The following is a 16,553-nucleotide window of genomic DNA, read 5'->3' on the forward strand; positions in this document are numbered from 1 at the left end:
TCGCGACGCACCGCCGCCATCCGCGCCCGAAGTCGAGATAGGCGCCCTTGCTTTCCGTTGGCGCCGGGACCATCGTGGGATGTCGGCGGCGACCATGCTCGGCTCCCGTGAGCGGCGTCGAGTACTCGCGGTCGCGGTATCCGCCAGCGCCCTCGGCCGATCAGGGCGGTCTAGAGCGCGATGCCGACCCGGTAGCGCGAGCTACTCGTTGCGGAAGGCATGACGCTACTTAGCGAGGTCCTCCTCGCCGTAAAGATAGACGGGGGCTCGGCCGGAGACGGCTCGAAGGCCATGAGTGCTCACGGCTAACCTGATCACTGAGGCGATCTTTCTCACGCTTGGAATGCGTAGGTCGATGGAGTCACCAGTCCGAGACGAAACGGTTTGGAAGCCGATCAGCTGATGCCTGCCGACGCCATGGGGGGCGGGCGTGCGTAGTCTCGCAGCCCGAAGTAGCCGCGCTCTCTTTCGCATAGCCAGCCAGATCTGAGATGCGATCCACTCATCGAGATGACGGAGCCCCTCCGCGTCGTCCACCAGCGGAAAGAAGGACATGACGCCTTCAAAGGACATCGGCGGGATGGCGCCTCTTTGAAACTTGCGAACCTCCTTCTCGGTGAGGGGGCCGTAAAGGTATCGGCGGAGTTGCCAGAGCAAAGTCACGTAGTCGCGATCTACCGAACTCAGGCGGGATGGCTCCTGTGTTCCCGCGAGCGGCTCGAGCAAGAGGTTATTGAAGATCAGCGCGCCGACACGCCGCTTGATCCGGTCGACCGATGCTGGCTTCATCTGCACTGAGCGAAGGCCAATGCGGTGCCCGAGGTAGTCGACCTCCTTCGTCGCAGCCATTTCGACGTGCACGGTCTCGGACTTGGTCAGTAGACGGATACCCGGGCTCTTCTTGACGTTGATCGGAGAACCTATACGCGCCGACGCCTCATGCAATATAGACGCGGCCGCACCAACCTTCCCGTAGTCCGTACTCCAGATGAGTGTGTCGTCGGCGTATCGAACGAACCCCACGCCAAGACGTTCGAGCCCACGATCCAGATCGGCCGCCGCGATGTTCGCCAGGAACAGACTTAGCGATGTGCCCTGGGGGATGCCTTGGGAGCGAGCTCTTCCCGCAATCATCCCGCTGCTCGTGGCAACGTATGGCTCTGGAGTCTTTAAGAACTGCTCGATGACGTGATGCTCGAGCGGAGTGCGCGTTAGCCCGAGCTTGTCGAGCATTTCCAGGAGATAGTCGTGGTCGACGGTGTCGAAGAACCTGCTGAAATCGTACTCAGCGACAAATAGACGGTGCTCTCGAGCAAGCTCAGTGGTGATGTAGGAGATGGCGTCGTGCGGCCCGACGTCTGGACGGTATGCATACGCACGCGCGCTCAGCCGAGCGAGGTTCTTTCTCGTCAGCGATCGGAGCATCCGATTCGAAATAACCTCGTCCGCGATCTGGAAAGTGCTGATGAGCCTCTCGCCCCCGTCCGCCTTGGGAACATAGAACCCAGCTGGGGGACGCGGCTCATAGCTTCGGTCACGCAGTCTCTCCGTGATTGCGTGCCCAATCCGATGACGGCGCGAGCGGACGATGTATGGGTTGAATCCAGGATCGATGTCCCAGGTTTCGGGTCGGTGCAACGGAAGCCGTTCGGGGCGTCCAGTGCTTCGCCGACTCCGCCGGCGGTTCTCGTCATACACGGACTTTGCATAGGTCTCGTGCTCGACGATCAATCGAGTTGACGTCTCCAAGAGCCGCTCATCCAGCTGCCACCACATGCGCTCTCCTTCGGACGAGGCTGGGAGCGGCGGCGCCGCCCCCAGCCGCAGCATCGAGTCCAGGCAAAATGTGCTTCACGCAGGTTGTCGACTCGCGAAGACAACCCCAGTGGTGGCGGGGCGGTGATCAACCGGGATCCGCTACCAAAATGGACTGGCGCCTAGTTCCGCTTGGAACCTATGCGAGATAGTAGCGGAAGGCGGCGGGCCTTTCGCAGTCCCACGGGGTCGCCCCACTCAGTACCGACCGGGTCACTCAATCGATCAGTTCGTGCGTAGGCGACGGGTGCGATGATTCGAGACAGAGGGCGCAGATCAGAGGTGGAGACTTGGACGACGCAGCAACGGGACCTTCATTGAGCGGGGAGAGCTCGAGCTTCCTCGGCCCGCATGAGCGAGCCGTGGTGATCCAGACTCCGTCCTCGGTCTCTCTGCGCGACCTCGCCAGTTACGAGCGGGATTTCGAGCTCGCGGCGGGATACCTACGTCAGTACCTATCCGGTGACATCGAGGTTGACCGCACGTTCGCATCTCCCCTAGACGCGCTCTGGACCGCGGCAGTAGTCATCTATGCGCGCGCGTTCTCAAAGGGAGTGAGAGTTACGGACGGGCCGTCCGTCGACCAGCTGTCATCTGCAGATCGAGAGTTGCATGATTACGTCATAGATCTGCGAAACAAGTATCTTGCTCACTCCGTCAACGGATTTGAGCACACCGATGTCGTAGCGTTTCTAGTCGATTCGCCGCACCACCCCCGCGCGCTAGGAGGGATCGGAACGATCCACACAGCGCTGAGCAGGATGGAGCGGAGCTCCTGCGAGCGTTTCCTTTCGCTCTGCGAATCACATCTGGATGGGCTTCAAAAGCGATCAAGTGCCCTACATCGTCAGATCGCAGAGGAACTCATCGCAACCGGCGCGGCGAACGTCTACGCGCTGCCGGACCACACATCCCCGATTATCGATCAACGGGCATCTCGATCTCGACGCAAGTGACCACAATTCGTCACACGAGCCGCCGTCCACGTTGGATGGTGCCGTCACCTACCGGGCGATGCCTCGCAGCAGCCGCGTCACCGTCTCCTCGACCCGCTCTGCACTCAACGGCTGACCGATCAACGCCGCGTACGACGCCATGGCGATGAGCTGGTCGGCGATCGCGTCGGCATCCACGTCTGCCCGCACCTGACCGTCGACCAGTCCACGCGCGATCCGTTCGGCGACCCACGAGCGGATCGGAGCCGCGAGACGCTCGTTGAGCGCCAGGCCGAGTTCGTGGTCGGTGGCGGTCACCGCGATCAGCGCCCGGGCGAGTGCGACACCTTCGGGCCTTGCGAGCCCGTCTGATATGGCCGAGAACCACGCATGCAGGTCGGCCCGGATGTCGTCGCTCATCGCGACGGCGGGGTCGGCCCCTGGCAGGTCTCCTTCGAGCAGCGCCTCTCCGAGGATCGCCGCCTTCGACGGCCACCAGCGGTAGATCGTCTGCTTGGCGACTCCCGCTGTCTCAGCGAGCCCCTCGATCGTCACCGCTTCGTAGGCACCGGCCACCACGGCAGCGCGCATCGCCTCGAGCACGGACTGGCGCGCGGCTTCACTTCGGGGACGGGGCACCTGAACAGGCTACCGAGCCGAACACCCTCAGCTGCGCGGGCGGTAGGTGTGCGCGACCGCTCCCGACGCGAACTCCCGTCGCTCGACGAGCTCGAGCCGCGTCCGCTCACTGAGCCCGTCGAGCAGCCTCGGCCCGTGCCCGGCGATGATCGGATGCATGACGAAGGTGTACTCGTCGATCAGCCCCAGCTCGGCCAACGCGAGAGGGAGGGTCACGCCGCCCACCGACAGCCCCTCGCCCGGCTGATTCTTGAGCGCGCGAATCGCCTCGGCCAGGTCACCCTGAACGAGCTCGGCGTTCCAGTCGACCGCATCCAGCGTGCGCGAAACGACGTGCTTCGGCACGCGGTCGATGGCCTCGGCGAACGGGATCTCCCATTCCTGCATCCAGTCGGGCCACACTCCGGATGCCGGGCGACGCCACGCACCCTGCATCATCTCGTAGGTCGTTCGGCCGTAGATGACGGCATCCGCTCGCTCCATCTCAGACGTCCAGAAGCCCATCAGCTCCTCATCCGGAGCGACGCCCGCCTCGTGGTGGACACATCCATCGAGAGTGACGTTGATCGAGTAGCGCAGTGGTCTCATCTCGCCGATCTCCTTCGATGCGGGCGGTGGTTTTGCAGGATGGGACTCAGATTACTTTCGGGGGTCGACCGCTGGAAGCCCACGATCCAACTGCGGAGGCGCGCTCGAAACGCGGCCGCCGCCAGCTAGCCACCACTGACGACTCAGGCCCGGTTTCCCATTCGGAGCTCGTGCGCCTGCTGGGCACGAACCTCTTCAGCATGGCGCGCTGCATCTGCATCGGTATGGGCCCCGAGGGCCGAGCGGGTCTGGAGCCCCACAGCACGCGCGTGCATAGCGAGCAGACCCGCGAGGACACCGATACCGATGAGCGTCGAGCCAATGGACAGGCTGAAGCCGGCGGTGCGCAACTGCTCCGAATCAATGTCGAGCAAAGATCTGCTCGGCCACGACAGGTACCCGTCGATTGCAAAACCGGCACCGACGACCAGCGCGATGATCGTCGTCCAAACCAGAAGTCTCATGGACGGATCCTATTGGGCGACCAGCCGCGGCGATCCGGAGCAAGCCCCCTGTTCCGCACGCGCCGGCCGCTCTAGTGTGACCGGCATGTTGAAGATCGTGTCGATCGTGATCCGCGTGAACGACCTCCCGGCGCAGTCGCTCTTCTGGCAGGCGGCCCTCGACTATGTCGAGCGCGAACCGGCATCCGACGACTGGGTCGTGCTGAAGCCGCGCGACGCGGACGCCCCCTGCATCGCGCTCGACGCCCACCATTCGGAGCGGGTACTGCCGCCGCGCATCCACCTCGACATCTACGCCGAGGATCAGGATGCCGAAGTGCGCCGCCTGGCCGAACTCGGCGCCCGGGAGGTGCACTGGGACAACCTGCCCGACGATGCCGACTACGTGATCATGGAAGACCCCGAGGGCAACCGTTTCTGTGTCGTGGACCGACCGGACTGGGCGGGGTGGGAGCGGGCTCGGGCCGAGTGACGCACCCCCTCGTCGGCACTCAGATCGCCAGACGTTGTCGAGCGGACCCCGGGAGAGTGCGAGCGCTCGAGGTCCGCTCGAACGGTCGGGAGACATGTCAATCGGCGCCTTTGCCCGCCTTCGCGACCGCATGACGTAGCAAAGCACACATACGAGGACAGTGCAGTATCTTGCATCGCCGTCCGACCGGGGAGTGCGACGCGGTCCCACTCCGGCGCCGACGCTCTCGCCGACCGAGGCGCCATTCCGGTCTGAATCGTTACTTGTCCGACGCGTCCAGCAACCGATATACAGGTCAAAGCGCTCTGGGGGCGCTGGCGATTCGTCGCCTCACTGTCGAGGGGAACTCTCATGTCACTGCCGCCTGCCTCCTGGCATCCAGATCCGCAGAATCCGCATCAGCTGCGCTGGTGGGACGGCCATCGCTGGACGGATGCCACATCGCCCTCGCCGGCTGCTGCCGTGACATCGCAGCTGTCGCACCCCGCTCCGGCCGCAGCATCCGTCGCATCGAAGCGACGCAGCGGGTGGCGCACGGCCGGCATCATCATCGGCGCACTCGTGGTCGGCGGGGTACTGGCCCGTGTGTCGCCGATCGCGATCCTCCTGGTGGCCACGGCGATGGTCGGGATCGCCCTCTATGTGATGGCCGCTCGCCCTCTGCCGGCACTGGGACTGCGGTCACGGATGTCGGGTGTGGTCGCCCTGGGTATGGCCGCTCTTCTGGTCACGGGTGGCGGCATCGCCAGCGCGAACGGCGGAGGCACTCCGACGGCATCCGAACCTCAGAACTTCGCGGCCGTGGCGACATCGACTCCGAAGCCCAGCCCGACCCCCACGCCGACCACGTTCGAGACCGCGACCGAAGAGGTGCCCGTGCCGTTCGAGGCGGCCACGGTCGACGACCCGCAGCTCGATCAGGGCGCAACAGCACTCGTCTCCGCCGGTGTGAACGGTGTGAAGGTGATCACATACCGCGTGACCATGGTCGACGGTGTGGAAGTGTCTCGCGAGGTCGTCAGCGAAGCTGTCTCGTTGCAGCCGGTCAACGAGGTGACAGCGATCGGAAGCAAGGCTCCCGCACCGGTTGCCGTGCCCGCTCCTGCGCCCGCACCGGTGCCCGCACCGGTGCCGCTCGTGCAGCAGGGCGGTGGTGGCTGCGACTCGAACTACACCGGTGCATGCGTGCCGATCTCCAGTGACGTCGACTGCGCTGGCGGCAGCGGGAACGGACCGGCGTATGTGCAGGGCCCGGTGCAGATCGTCGGCTCGGACATCTACGACCTCGACCGCGACGGAGACGGGATCGCCTGCGACTAGTCTCTAGTCTCCCGCCTCGAGCGACCGGTAGAAGTAGAACGCGCGCTCGCCGGAGTCCGGGTCGACGCCACTGAACCCGTGCCGCTCGTAGAAGCGCATCGCTCCGGCGTCCGACTCGTCGACGTTGATCTCGATCGCCGCGACGCCGAGCTCGCGGCAGATCTCGACCATGTGCTGCAGGATCGCACTGCCGATTCCGGTGCCCCGCTGCTCGGGCTCGACGTACATCTCGTCGAGCAGCGCGACGGGCCCGTCAGACCACACGTTCGAGCGCAGGGTCACGAGGGCGACGCCGACCGCGGGTTCGCCTCCGAGCACGGCGAACGTCGATGATTCAGCGAGCAGCACCTGCAGGCGTTGTGCGAGAACCTCGGCGCCGGGAGTCTCGGTGTCGAACTCCGTGTTGAACGCGTGCAGCATCACGGCGAGGCGGTCGGCGTCCGAGGGATCGGCCCGTCGGATGCGGGGAGTCGGGGTCATGCGGGGGCGCCTTTCTTGTGTCGTGGTGCGTTTCGTCTCGGGCCGCTCCGCGGGCCTCGCTCAACGGACAGATCACGGTCGTTGAGCGAAGACGACGAAGTCGACTGAGACGAAACGTCGACCGCGGGGGCGTTTCGTCTCGGCCTCGCTCGACGAGCGAGGTCCGCGGCACCCTCAGCGATCAGGCGCTGTCCGAGTCGGCCTTTCGCGACCCGGCCTCGAGCACGTCGCCGGCCGGAAGCTCCTGGTGTCCGCCGAACTGCAGGCGCATCGCCGACAGCACCTGGTTCGCGAACTTGTCTTCGTCGCGCGAGGCGAAGCGCTCGAACAGTGACGCCGCGAGCACCGGCACGGGCACGCCCACGTCGACAGCGGCCTTGACCGTCCAGCGGCCCTCGCCGGAATCGGAGACCCGACCGGCGAGACCGTCGAGCTGCGGATTCTCTGCCAGCGCGGCGGCCGTCAGGTCGAGCAGCCACGACGAGATGACGGACCCTCGGCGCCACAGCTCTGCGACCTTCGACGTGTCGATCGGGAACTGGTAGAACTCGGGCTCCTCCAGCGGGGCGATCTCGGCCGAGTGCTCGGCCTCGCGCACTCCGGCATCCGCGTTGTGCAGCAGGTTGAGGCCCTCGGCGATCGACGCCATGATGCCGTATTCGATGCCGTTGTGCACCATCTTCACGAAGTGCCCCGCGCCCGACGGCCCGCAGTGCAGATAGCCCTGCTCCTCGGGGGTGAGATCTCCCGTGCGCCCGGGAGTGCGCTCGATCTCGCCGACCCCCGGAGCGATCGTGCGCAGCACCGGCTCGATGCGCTGCACGGCCTCGTCCGGTCCGCCGACCATCAGGCAGTATCCGCGGTCGAGCCCGAACACTCCGCCGCTCGTGCCGACATCGACGTAGTGGATGCCGCGCTCACGGAAGGCCTTCGCCCGCCGCACGTCGTCGCGATAGTTCGAGTTGCCGCCGTCGATCAGGATGTCGCCCTCGTCGAGCACCTCCGCGACCTGGTCGGCCACCGCTCCCGTGAGCGATGCGGGCACCATCATCCATACAGCCCGCGGCGCTTCGAGCTTCGACGCCAGGTCGGCCATGCTGTCTGCACCCACGGCTCCCTCGGCGACCAGCGCCTGCACCGCATCGGCATTCACGTCATAGACCACGCACTCGTGCCCCGCCCGCATGAGGCGGCGCACAATGTTGGCACCCATCCGACCGAGTCCGATCATCGCCAGCTGCATGAGAATCCCTTCGTCCCCGCCCCCGATGGGCCGAGTCGGGGCAATCCTGGCACGGGTTCAGGGGTGGCTCAATGCCGTGGCGCGGTGGGCGCTCGATACGGGGTCGATGATGCACCGCTGGCCTCGGTTTGCGGTGCAGAAGTGACCTCGCACGCATCGGGCACTCGGTGCGGGGTCGAAAACGCATCCGAACGGCCGTCTTTCGATGTGAAAGTGACCCCGCACGCGGCCGGCGCCCGGGTTCCGATGCGGAAGTGACCCCGCACGAACCCCACCTCGGTGAGGGCCGCGTCCGGACAGCCTTCCGCATCCGGGCCGAGGGCTCCCGGTGGATGGAAGGATTGAAGAATGACCACCGGAACGTTCGACCAGATCACGCAAGACGACCTGCGAGCGGCAGGCAGCCTGAAATGGACGAACTTCCCCGACATGATCGGCGCGTTCGTCGCCGAGATGGACTTCGGACTCGCCCCCGCGATCAACAGCGCGGTGAAGGATGCGTTGGATCTGGGTGTCACCGGCTACCTGCCCGAGAAGCTCGCCAAGGACCTCTCGCAGGCCACGGCGCGCTGGTACTCGGATTCGTATGGGTGGGAGATCTCGCCCGAGCGGGTGCACCATGTGCCCGATGTGATCGCCGCGTTCGAGCTGGCGATAGAGCACTTCACGACTCCCGGCTCGGCGATCATCGTGCCGACGCCCGCATACATGCCGTTCCTCCTGGTGCCGCCGATGCATGACCGTCGAGTGATCGAGGTGCCGAGCATCGAGGTCGACGGACGCTGGGTCATGGACCTGGATGCCGTCGCCCAGGCGTTCCGCGACGGCGGCGAGATGCTGGTGCTCTGCAACCCGCACAACCCCCTCGGCACCGTGGCGACCCGTGACGAGCTGCTCGCGATCGCCTCGGTCGTGACGGATGCCGGAGGCCGGGTGTTCTCCGACGAGATCCACGCCCCCATCGTCTACGCGCCGGCTCAGCACATTCCCTACGCATCGGTGTCGGAGGCGGCGGCGTCGCACACGCTGACCGCGACGTCGGCGTCGAAGGCGTGGAACCTCGCAGGCCTCAAGTGCGCGCAGGTCATCCTCTCGAACGATGCAGACGCCGCGCTCTGGGAGAGCCTCGGATTCTGGGCAGGGCACGGCACCTCGACGCTCGGCGTCGTCGCGAACATCGCCGCCTACACGGGCGGCCGCGAGTGGCTCGACGAGGTGGTCGACTACCTCGACGGCAACCGGCGGATGCTGGCGCAGCTCGTCGACGAGAAGCTGCCCGGCGTGCGGATGATCGTGCCCGAGGGCAGCTACATCGCGCTTCTCGACTTCCGCGAGACCGAGGTGACCGGAGATCTCGGCGAGTGGTTCCGTGAGCACGCCGGGGTCGCGATGACGGACGGTGCCGCCTGTGGTGAGGCAGCGATCGGATACACGCGCTTCGTCTTCGCGCTCCCCCGACCGGTCATGGTCGAGGCGGTCGACCGGATCGCCGCCGCACTGCGCGACCGGGCCGTCTGAGCGCGTTTCGTCTCGCTCCGCTCGCTCAACGACCGGTGCTGCTCTTCCGCTCTCAGTCGCTGGCCGAGGACGGCACCCCTCCCCACCCCGGTCATTGAGCGAGGACGGCGCCCCCCTCTCCCCGGTCGTTGAGCGAGGACGGCGCCCCCCTCTCCCCGGTCGTTGAGCGAGGACGGCGAAGCCGACCGAGACGAAACGCACCCACACCCCCTCCTCCCGGTCGTTGAGCGAGGACGGCGAAGCCGCCCGAGACGAAACGCACCCACACTGCGGACGGCGGCGATTGTCGGCATCCGCGCGTACGCTCCGGCTGCATGGGATACGTCTACATTCTTCGCTGCTCCGACGGCACGCTCTACGTCGGCAGCACCCGCGATCTCACCAAGCGGATCGTCCAGCACCAGGAGGGGATGGGCAGCGAGTACACGAAACGGCGGCTCCCGGTCGAACTCATCTGGAGCAGCGAGCACGCCCGCATCGATGACGCCTTCGCATGGGAGAAGCGCCTGCAGGGGTGGAGCCACGCGAAGCGACTGGCGTTCATCGACGGCGGGCTGGATGCGGTGCGTGGGTGGAGCGTGCGGGAGCGGCGCGAGCGGGCGGCTCGGGGGAAGCGTCCCGCGGTGAGGTAGCGCGTTTCGTCTCGGGCGGCTCCGCCGGCCTCGCTCAACGACCGGGGGCGAAGGCGCTCACCGGGGGGGGGGGGGGGGGACGAAAGCTCCGGCGGGAATCCGGAACACCGCATCCGCATCCGCATCCGCATCCGCATCCGCATCCGCATCCGCATCCGCCAGACCATCGCCGATCCCAGGCGCGCAGCTGCGCCAGGCGACGCTGGGCTCCCGTGACGCCGAGCATCATCGCGCCGGTGACCATGCACGATTCGGACCCCGGGCCAGAACCAGACGAATAGGTATACTTATTCCCAGGGAGCAGCGCCCAGAATCGCGGGATTCCAGCCATCTCGTACATAACTAAACATATAAATAGATTTAATCTGCATTCCGGGCTACACTCGGCGATGTCGTCCAGAGCGGGGCGACCTCAGGTTCACCGAGGAGCATCGTGGCTCAGACCCATTCGGACTTCATCCACTCCGTCGCAGAGCGCGTGCGATCGCGCACAGACGAGGCGACAGCGGCCATGTTCGAGCGCTGCTTCGAGAACACCCTCGGCACCACCCTGCGCGAGATGCCCGACGGCACCCTGTTCATGCTGACGGGCGACATCCCCGCGATGTGGCTGCGCGACTCGACCGCCCAGCTCGGCCCGTACCTGCACTTCGCTGCCGAGGACCAGACCATCAGCGACATGATCGCCGCGGTGTCGCGCCGGCAGATCGAGTACGTGCTGCTCGACCCGTATGCCAACGCCTTCAACGCCGCACCCGACGGCAGCGGACACCAGAGCGACCGCACCGAGCAGTCGCCCTGGATCTGGGAGCGCAAGTACGAGGTCGACTCCCTCTGCTACCCCGTGCAGCTCGCACACGACCTGTGGGCGACGACGGGCCGCGCCGACCATCTCGGCGACTCCTTCGCCCGTGCCGCACGCGTGATCATCGAGCTCTGGCGCACCGAGCAGGACCACGAGGCCCACTCGACGTACCGGTTCGAGCGCTTCGACTGCCCGCCCAGCGACACACTCGTGCGCGAGGGGCGCGGCAGCGAGACGGCGCCGACGGGCCTCACCTGGTCGGCGTTCCGCCCGAGCGACGACGCCTGCGAGTACGGCTACAACGTGCCGGGGAACATGTTCGCCGCAGTCGAGCTGCAGCACATCGAGAGCATCGCGATCGAGGTGCTGCACGACGAAGACCTCGCGGCGAGCGCTCGCGACCTGCGCGCCGACATCGAGCGCGGCATCGCCGAGCACACGGTCGTCACGAGCCCTTCGGGCGACGACATCTATGCCTACGAGGTCGACGGTCGCGGCGGCATCCTGCTTCTCGACGACGCGAATGTGCCGAGCCTGCTGTCGCTGCCGCTGATCGGCTGGTGCGGAACGGACGATCCGCTCTACCTCGCAACCCGCCGCTTCATCCTGAGCACCGCGAATCCGGTCTTCTTCACGGGCACCCTCGCCTCGGGAACCGACTCGAGCGGCCTCGGCAGCCCGCACACCCCGGTCGACCACGTCTGGCCGATCGGCCTCTGCATCGAAGCGCTCACGACTGACGATCGGGCCGAGAAGGAGCGCATCCTGCGGCTGCTGCTCGAGACGGATGCCGGAACCGGCCTCATGCACGAGTCGTTCCTCGTCACCGATCCATCTGTCTTCACCCGGGAGTGGTTCTCGTGGGCGAACGCGATGTTCTGCGAACTCGTGCTCGACATGACCGGACTCGCCACTCCCCGTCGAGAGCCCGTCCGCCGCGAGCCCCTCACCGAAGCGCGACCGGCATGAGCGCCACGACCACGGACGCTCCGGCATCCGTCGACGAGTCCCGCCCGACGAACACGGGGCCCACACCCGGCAAGCCGCGCAAGTCCCGCAACCCCAGCGCGAGGCAGATGACCTGGAACGCCTGGCTGTTCCTGCTCGTGCCCGGCGTGCTGTTCGTCGTCTTCATGGCGCTGCCGATCGTCATCGCGCTCGTGCTGAGCCTCACCGACTACGCGATCGTCGGCGACTTCGAGTGGCTGGGCATCCAGAACTACCTCGACATCGCGGTCGACCCGTTCTTCTGGATCGCCCTGCGCAACACCGCGTACTACACGGTGCTGTACGTGCCGGCGGGTCTCGTCGTCGCCCTCGGCACCGCCCTGCTTCTCAATCGCCGCCACCGTGCGGTGCGCCTGTTCCGCACCCTCTTCTACATCCCCGTCGTCGCCTCGACAGTGGCGACCGCGACGATCTGGTTCTGGATGCTGAACCCGCAGAACGGTCTGCTGAACGTGGCGCTCAGCTGGTTCGGCATCGACGGGCCCGCGTGGCTGTACGAGTCGCAGTGGGCGATGATCGCGATCGTCATGATGAGCGTCTGGGCCGGGTTCGGCGCCAACATGATCATCTTCCTCGGGGGCCTGCAGGGAGTGCCCGGGGAGCTCTACGAAGCGGCCCGCCTCGACGGGGCGAACGCCTGGCAGCAGTTCCGCTACGTGACGCTCCCGTCGCTCACGCGCACGACGTTCCTCGTGTCGACGCTGCTCATCATCGGCGCGTTCCAGGTCTTCGACCAGGCCTATGTGCTGACGAAGGGCGGACCGGGCAACTCGACCGTCACGATGGTCTATTACATCTACAACAAGGGCTTCGGCGCGCTCGAGATGGGCTACGCGTCGGCCCTGTCGTTCGTGCTCTTCCTGATCATCCTCGTGTTCTCGCTTCTGAACGCGAAGCTCAACAACCGGAAGGGCGTCTGATGACGAACACGCTCAGCGGTGGCCGCGCCATCGAGACCGCGCTGGCCGCCAGCGCCCCGGTGGCCGCGCCTCTGCCCTCTCGCCGCAAGCCGACGACCCGAAAGCGCATCGCGACGGTCGGCTGGTACATCGGCGTCATCCTGATCAGCGTCGTCACCGTCGCCCCGCTCGTCTGGACGATCTCGACCTCGTTGAAGCCCGCCACCGAGATCCTCTCGGGCGCGCTCAACCTGATCCCCGCGAACGCCACACTCGAGAACTACCTGCAGGTGTTCGAGGAGGTGCCGTTCGGCCGCTACTTCGTGAACTCGCTCGTGCTCGGCATCGGCGGGGCCGTGACGAACATCTTCTTCGGCGCCCTCGGCGGCTATGCGCTGGCCAAGCTGCAGTTCAAGGGCCGCGCGGCGGTCTTCGCGGTGTTCCTCTCGTCGCTCATGATCCCCGGCATCATCACGATGATCCCGTCGTTCCTGATCCTGCGCTCGATCCCGTTCGCCGGCGGCAATGACGTCTTCGGACAGGGCGGTCTCGGCCTGATCAACACCTACTGGGCCGTGATCATCCCCGGTGCCGCCGGAGCCTTCGCCGTGTTCTTCATGAAGCAGTTCTTCGAGACGCTTCCCGACGAGCTGGGCGAAGCGGCCCGCATCGACGGCGCGAGCGAGTTCCGCATCTTCGCGATCATCTACTTCCCCCTCGCCAAGGCCGGGCTCGCTGTGCTGGGCATCATCAGCTTCCAGGCCGGATGGAACAACTTCCTCTGGCCGCTGATCGTGCTCAACAGCCAGGACATGATGACCGTCCAGGTCGGCCTCGCCTCGTTCGTCAACAACTACGAGACCGCTTTCGGTCCCCTCATGGCCGGCACCGTGATCGCCAGCCTCCCGGTGCTGCTCGTGTTCCTCTTCGCGCAGCGCTACATCATCGAGGGCGTCGCCCACGTCGGGTCGAAGTGATCCACCGGTTTTCCCTTTCCCACCACACCCACCACACGCATCACACCAAGGAGATTTCGATGAAGAAGCACCTGAGAGTCCTGACCGTGTTCGCCACGGCATCCCTCGTCGTGACCGTCGCCGGCTGTGCATCCGGCAGCGACGCCGGCGGCGGCGACGGCCCCGAGCCCGTCGTCATGTGGGGCTCGTGGTCCGGCGACCAGGTCGACCAGCTCGAAGCCCAGGCCGAACGGTTCAACGAGTCGCAGGACGACTACGAGGTCTCGTACGTGCCGCAGGAGCTCGTCGAGGAGAAGCTCCTCACCTCGCTCGCCGGCGGTCAGGTTCCTGACGTCGTGCTCTGGGACCGCTATCAGACCTCGCTCTACGCACCCAAGGGAGCACTCGCCCCGATCGACGAGTTCATGGAAGAGGATGCCGTCGACACGAGCATCTTCTACGAGCCGGCGCTCGGCGAGATGGAGGTCGATGGCGAGCTCTACGGCCTGCCGCTGCTCGTCGACAACCGGTCGCTGCTCTTCAACCAGACGCTGCTGACGGATGCCGGAGTCACCGCACCCACCGACTGGGACGAGCTGAAGACCGCCGCCGAGGCGCTCACCGTGAAGGACGGCGGCAAGCTGACGCAGGCCGGCCTCGACCTCAGCGACCCCGGCCTGTTCAACATGTACCTCGCGCAGGCGGGCGGTCAGCTGCTCAACGACGACCAGACGAAGACCGCGTTCAACAGCCCTGAGGGCCTCGAGGTGCTGAACTTCTGGCAGTGCCTGCTCGATGCGGGCGTCTACGAGCAGGGCTTCGGCGACACGGGAGACTCGTTCGCCGAGAGCCGCACGGCCATGAAGCTCGACGGGCCCTGGGCGCTCTCGACCCTCGACAAGGTCGACGGCCTCGAATACGGCGTCGTGCAGCCGCCCGCCGGACCGAACGGCGACCAGGGCGCCTACATGGGCGGCTTCGGACTCGTCATCCCCGAGGGCGCGAAGAACGCCGAAGGCGCGTGGGAGTTCATGAAGTGGTGGACGACCGAGGCCGAGAACGGCGTCGCGTTCGGTGAGATCTCGGGCTGGATCCCGGCCAACATCGAGGCCGCGAACGACCCGTTCTTCACCGAGGACGAGCACTACGCCGCCTTCATCGAGACGATGAACTACGCGCAGACCCGCCCCAACGTGCAGGGCTTCTCGGACGTCGAGGGCAAGGCGCTCGTGCCCGCGCTCGAGCGGTTCCTGTCTGGCGAGATCTCGGCCGAGCAGGCGCTGAAGGATGCCCAGGAGCAGGGCGACCAGCTTCTCGAACAGAACCGCTGACCCCCGTCGGATCGCGCAGCCGTCTCAGGCGGCCGCGCGATCCGCCGCCATCCACCCTCAGGAAAAGGACACATGACCAGCACTTCCGCGCAGACCTGGTCGGCCCGTGCCGACACCGCGCAGCAGAGCCTCGACCACTTCTTCGGTGTTCCCGGCATCCAGTTCCTCGCGAACAGCCACCCGCATGACCGCGGCAACACCGAGGTCTTCAACTACTGGTGGCTCGCCCACGTGATCGACGCCCGGGTGGATGCCTGGGTGCGCACCGACGACGACGCCTGGATCGCGCAGGCGATCACCGCACGCGACAACATCGTCGAGCGCAACGGCGGGCAGCTCTTCAACGACTACTTCGACGACATGCTGTGGTTCGCTCTCGCGCTCGAGCGCGTGCACCGGGCGACCGCCGAGCGGCAGTACCTCGACGAGGCGATCGCGATCTGGGATCACGTCATCGCCGAGGGCTGGAACGAGACTCTCGGGTGGAGCCTCGCCTGGCGCAAACAGCAGCTCGCCTACAAGAACACTCCGGCGAACGGGCCGCTCGTGATCCTCGGGGTGCGATTGAGTCGCCTCGACACGTCGCGCGACTATCTGTCGTATGCGCGGCGGGCCTTCGACTGGCTGACCGCGAACCTGGTCGGCGACGACGGCTTCGTCGAAGACGGCATCAACCGCACCGGTGACGGCGCCGTCGACACCCAGTGGCGCTTCACCTACAACCAGGGGCTCTATGTCGGCGCCGCGGTCGAACTGTTCCGCGCCACGGGCGACGACGTCTTCTTGCAGCGGGCCGTGCAGACGGCGATCACCGCGGTGCGCGAGCTGAGCGACGGGACGGTCTTCCCCGACGAGGGAGACGGCGGCGACGAAGGCCTCTTCAAGGGCGTCTACTATCGCTACCTCGGTGAGCTGCTGGCGGTTCTGACCGAGTCGGACTCCTTCGCCCCGGAGCGGGTCGAGCTCGATGGCTTCGTGCGAGCCGGCACCGATGCGCTGTGGCAGAACGGCCTGGTCGACGAGCACCTGCGCCCGGGCAACGACTGGTCGCAGCCGCCGGTCGAGTGGATCCCCTACTCGACGATGGTCAGCGCGATCTTCGCCGTCGAGCAGCGGGCACGACTCGAGGCTCGAGAGGTCGGCGGTGTTGTCGGCGGTGTTGTCGGCGCTTCGGTCGGTGCTGCGGGAGCCGGGGCTGAGGCTCCGGCGGGTGCGGCTCCGTTGGGTGCGGCTCAGGTGGGTGCGGCTCAGGTGGGTGCGGCGCGCGTAGCACGCTGAGACCGGCTCCATGATCCGCCCGTGGGCTTCGGCCTGCGGGTGGATCGCTGCGTTCGGGGGGTCTCCGCGTCCGACCGGATCTCGGCCTGCGGGGGCGGGGCAGCGGTCTCGTATTCAGCATGATCGGCCGGGATCAGCGCCTCTACGACGGTTTCGAGCCGCGAATCCGA

Annotated in this window: 16 protein-coding genes; 10 read left to right on the forward strand and 6 right to left on the reverse strand. The window is 66.4% G+C overall.

All coding sequences use genetic code 11. From position 1 onward, the window contains the following. Window positions 1-225: 225 nt before the first annotated feature. Window positions 226-1,776 carry a reverse transcriptase domain-containing protein gene (locus tag OB895_RS10910; protein ID WP_311877576.1) on the reverse strand — a complete coding sequence of 517 codons (1,551 nt, stop codon included), beginning with the start codon at window positions 1,774-1,776 and terminating at the stop codon, window positions 226-228. 401 nt (window positions 1,777-2,177) lie between these two features. Here OB895_RS10910 and OB895_RS10915 point away from each other — a divergent pair, with 401 nt between their 5' ends. Continuing rightward, a complete protein-coding gene (locus OB895_RS10915) occupies window positions 2,178-2,771 on the forward strand; it encodes a hypothetical protein (RefSeq protein ID WP_311877578.1) in 594 nt (197 codons plus the stop codon). A 48-nt stretch (window positions 2,772-2,819) separates the two neighbouring features. Here OB895_RS10915 and OB895_RS10920 read toward each other — a convergent pair whose 3' ends face one another. The 3 genes from OB895_RS10920 to OB895_RS10930 form a co-directional block, all read right to left on the reverse strand. Further along, complete coding sequence (locus tag OB895_RS10920; RefSeq protein ID WP_311877581.1) at window positions 2,820-3,389, reverse strand: TetR/AcrR family transcriptional regulator; 570 nt, start codon at window positions 3,387-3,389, stop codon at window positions 2,820-2,822. Between the two features lie 27 nt (window positions 3,390-3,416). Then, on the reverse strand, window positions 3,417-3,977 hold the full coding sequence (locus OB895_RS10925; protein ID WP_311877585.1) for a dihydrofolate reductase family protein: 561 nt from the start codon (window positions 3,975-3,977) through the stop codon (window positions 3,417-3,419). A 143-nt stretch (window positions 3,978-4,120) separates the two neighbouring features. Beyond that, window positions 4,121-4,441 carry a hypothetical protein gene (locus tag OB895_RS10930; RefSeq protein ID WP_311877587.1) on the reverse strand — a complete coding sequence of 107 codons (321 nt, stop codon included), beginning with the start codon at window positions 4,439-4,441 and terminating at the stop codon, window positions 4,121-4,123. An 85-nt stretch (window positions 4,442-4,526) separates the two neighbouring features. Between OB895_RS10930 and OB895_RS10935 the strand changes: the two genes are divergently transcribed. Together OB895_RS10935 and OB895_RS10940 are read left to right on the forward strand one after the other, a co-directional pair. Next, entirely contained in the window at window positions 4,527-4,913 is a 387-nt protein-coding gene (locus tag OB895_RS10935; protein WP_311877590.1) for a VOC family protein, read from the forward strand. Between the two features lie 351 nt (window positions 4,914-5,264). Next, window positions 5,265-6,233, forward strand: a complete 969-nt coding sequence (locus OB895_RS10940; protein WP_311877593.1) for a G5 domain-containing protein — start codon at window positions 5,265-5,267, stop codon at window positions 6,231-6,233. Between the two features lie 3 nt (window positions 6,234-6,236). Here OB895_RS10940 and OB895_RS10945 read toward each other — a convergent pair whose 3' ends face one another. Together OB895_RS10945 and gnd are read right to left on the reverse strand one after the other, a co-directional pair. Then, entirely contained in the window at window positions 6,237-6,713 is a 477-nt protein-coding gene (locus tag OB895_RS10945) for a GNAT family N-acetyltransferase (RefSeq protein WP_311877595.1), read from the reverse strand. A 181-nt stretch (window positions 6,714-6,894) separates the two neighbouring features. Further along, window positions 6,895-7,956, reverse strand: a complete 1,062-nt coding sequence (gene gnd, locus OB895_RS10950; RefSeq protein WP_042540663.1) for a phosphogluconate dehydrogenase (NAD(+)-dependent, decarboxylating) — start codon at window positions 7,954-7,956, stop codon at window positions 6,895-6,897. Window positions 7,957-8,304: 348 nt separating this feature from the next. On the opposite strand from gnd, the gene OB895_RS10955 reads away from it, so the two are divergent. The 7 genes from OB895_RS10955 (at window position 8,305) to OB895_RS10985 (ending at window position 16,383) form a co-directional block, all read left to right on the forward strand. After that, window positions 8,305-9,474, forward strand: a complete 1,170-nt coding sequence (locus OB895_RS10955; protein WP_311877599.1) for a MalY/PatB family protein — start codon at window positions 8,305-8,307, stop codon at window positions 9,472-9,474. Window positions 9,475-9,788: 314 nt separating this feature from the next. After that, a complete protein-coding gene (locus OB895_RS10960) occupies window positions 9,789-10,106 on the forward strand; it encodes a GIY-YIG nuclease family protein (RefSeq protein ID WP_311877601.1) in 318 nt (105 codons plus the stop codon). A gap of 433 nt (window positions 10,107-10,539) precedes the next feature. Then, complete coding sequence (locus tag OB895_RS10965) at window positions 10,540-11,880, forward strand: glycoside hydrolase family 125 protein (protein ID WP_311877603.1); 1,341 nt, start codon at window positions 10,540-10,542, stop codon at window positions 11,878-11,880. After that, on the forward strand, window positions 11,877-12,839 hold the full coding sequence (locus tag OB895_RS10970) for a carbohydrate ABC transporter permease (protein ID WP_079111992.1): 963 nt from the start codon (window positions 11,877-11,879) through the stop codon (window positions 12,837-12,839). The genes OB895_RS10965 and OB895_RS10970 overlap by 4 nt, the downstream gene beginning before the upstream one ends. After that, window positions 12,839-13,795, forward strand: coding sequence for a carbohydrate ABC transporter permease (locus OB895_RS10975; protein WP_311877606.1), 957 nt, complete (start codon window positions 12,839-12,841; stop codon window positions 13,793-13,795). The genes OB895_RS10970 and OB895_RS10975 overlap by 1 nt, the downstream gene beginning before the upstream one ends. A gap of 59 nt (window positions 13,796-13,854) precedes the next feature. Continuing rightward, complete coding sequence (locus OB895_RS10980) at window positions 13,855-15,105, forward strand: ABC transporter substrate-binding protein (protein ID WP_311877609.1); 1,251 nt, start codon at window positions 13,855-13,857, stop codon at window positions 15,103-15,105. A gap of 72 nt (window positions 15,106-15,177) precedes the next feature. Then, window positions 15,178-16,383, forward strand: coding sequence for a glycoside hydrolase family 76 protein (locus OB895_RS10985; RefSeq protein ID WP_311877612.1), 1,206 nt, complete (start codon window positions 15,178-15,180; stop codon window positions 16,381-16,383). The last annotated feature ends 170 nt before the right edge of the window (window positions 16,384-16,553 follow it).

This window comes from Microbacterium forte (genome assembly GCF_031885415.1).
In the GTDB taxonomy this organism is placed as follows: Bacteria; Actinomycetota; Actinomycetes; order Actinomycetales; family Microbacteriaceae; genus Microbacterium; species Microbacterium forte.

Excerpts from the sequence above, each read along its gene's own strand:
- OB895_RS10910 (WP_311877576.1), bottom strand. The coding sequence starts at position 1,776 with ATGTGGTGGCAGCTGGATGAGCGGCTCTTGGAGACGTCAACTCGATTG.
- OB895_RS10925 (WP_311877585.1), bottom strand. The coding sequence starts at position 3,977 with ATGAGACCACTGCGCTACTCGATCAACGTCACTCTCGATGGATGTGTC.
- OB895_RS10930 (WP_311877587.1), bottom strand. The coding sequence starts at position 4,441 with ATGAGACTTCTGGTTTGGACGACGATCATCGCGCTGGTCGTCGGTGCC.
- OB895_RS10935 (WP_311877590.1), top strand. The coding sequence starts at position 4,527 with ATGTTGAAGATCGTGTCGATCGTGATCCGCGTGAACGACCTCCCGGCG.
- OB895_RS10940 (WP_311877593.1), top strand. The coding sequence starts at position 5,265 with ATGTCACTGCCGCCTGCCTCCTGGCATCCAGATCCGCAGAATCCGCAT.
- OB895_RS10945 (WP_311877595.1), bottom strand. The coding sequence starts at position 6,713 with ATGACCCCGACTCCCCGCATCCGACGGGCCGATCCCTCGGACGCCGAC.
- gnd (WP_042540663.1), bottom strand. The coding sequence starts at position 7,956 with ATGCAGCTGGCGATGATCGGACTCGGTCGGATGGGTGCCAACATTGTG.
- OB895_RS10955 (WP_311877599.1), top strand. The coding sequence starts at position 8,305 with ATGACCACCGGAACGTTCGACCAGATCACGCAAGACGACCTGCGAGCG.
- OB895_RS10960 (WP_311877601.1), top strand. The coding sequence starts at position 9,789 with ATGGGATACGTCTACATTCTTCGCTGCTCCGACGGCACGCTCTACGTC.
- OB895_RS10970 (WP_079111992.1), top strand. The coding sequence starts at position 11,877 with ATGAGCGCCACGACCACGGACGCTCCGGCATCCGTCGACGAGTCCCGC.
- OB895_RS10975 (WP_311877606.1), top strand. The coding sequence starts at position 12,839 with ATGACGAACACGCTCAGCGGTGGCCGCGCCATCGAGACCGCGCTGGCC.
- OB895_RS10980 (WP_311877609.1), top strand. The coding sequence starts at position 13,855 with ATGAAGAAGCACCTGAGAGTCCTGACCGTGTTCGCCACGGCATCCCTC.
- OB895_RS10985 (WP_311877612.1), top strand. The coding sequence starts at position 15,178 with ATGACCAGCACTTCCGCGCAGACCTGGTCGGCCCGTGCCGACACCGCG.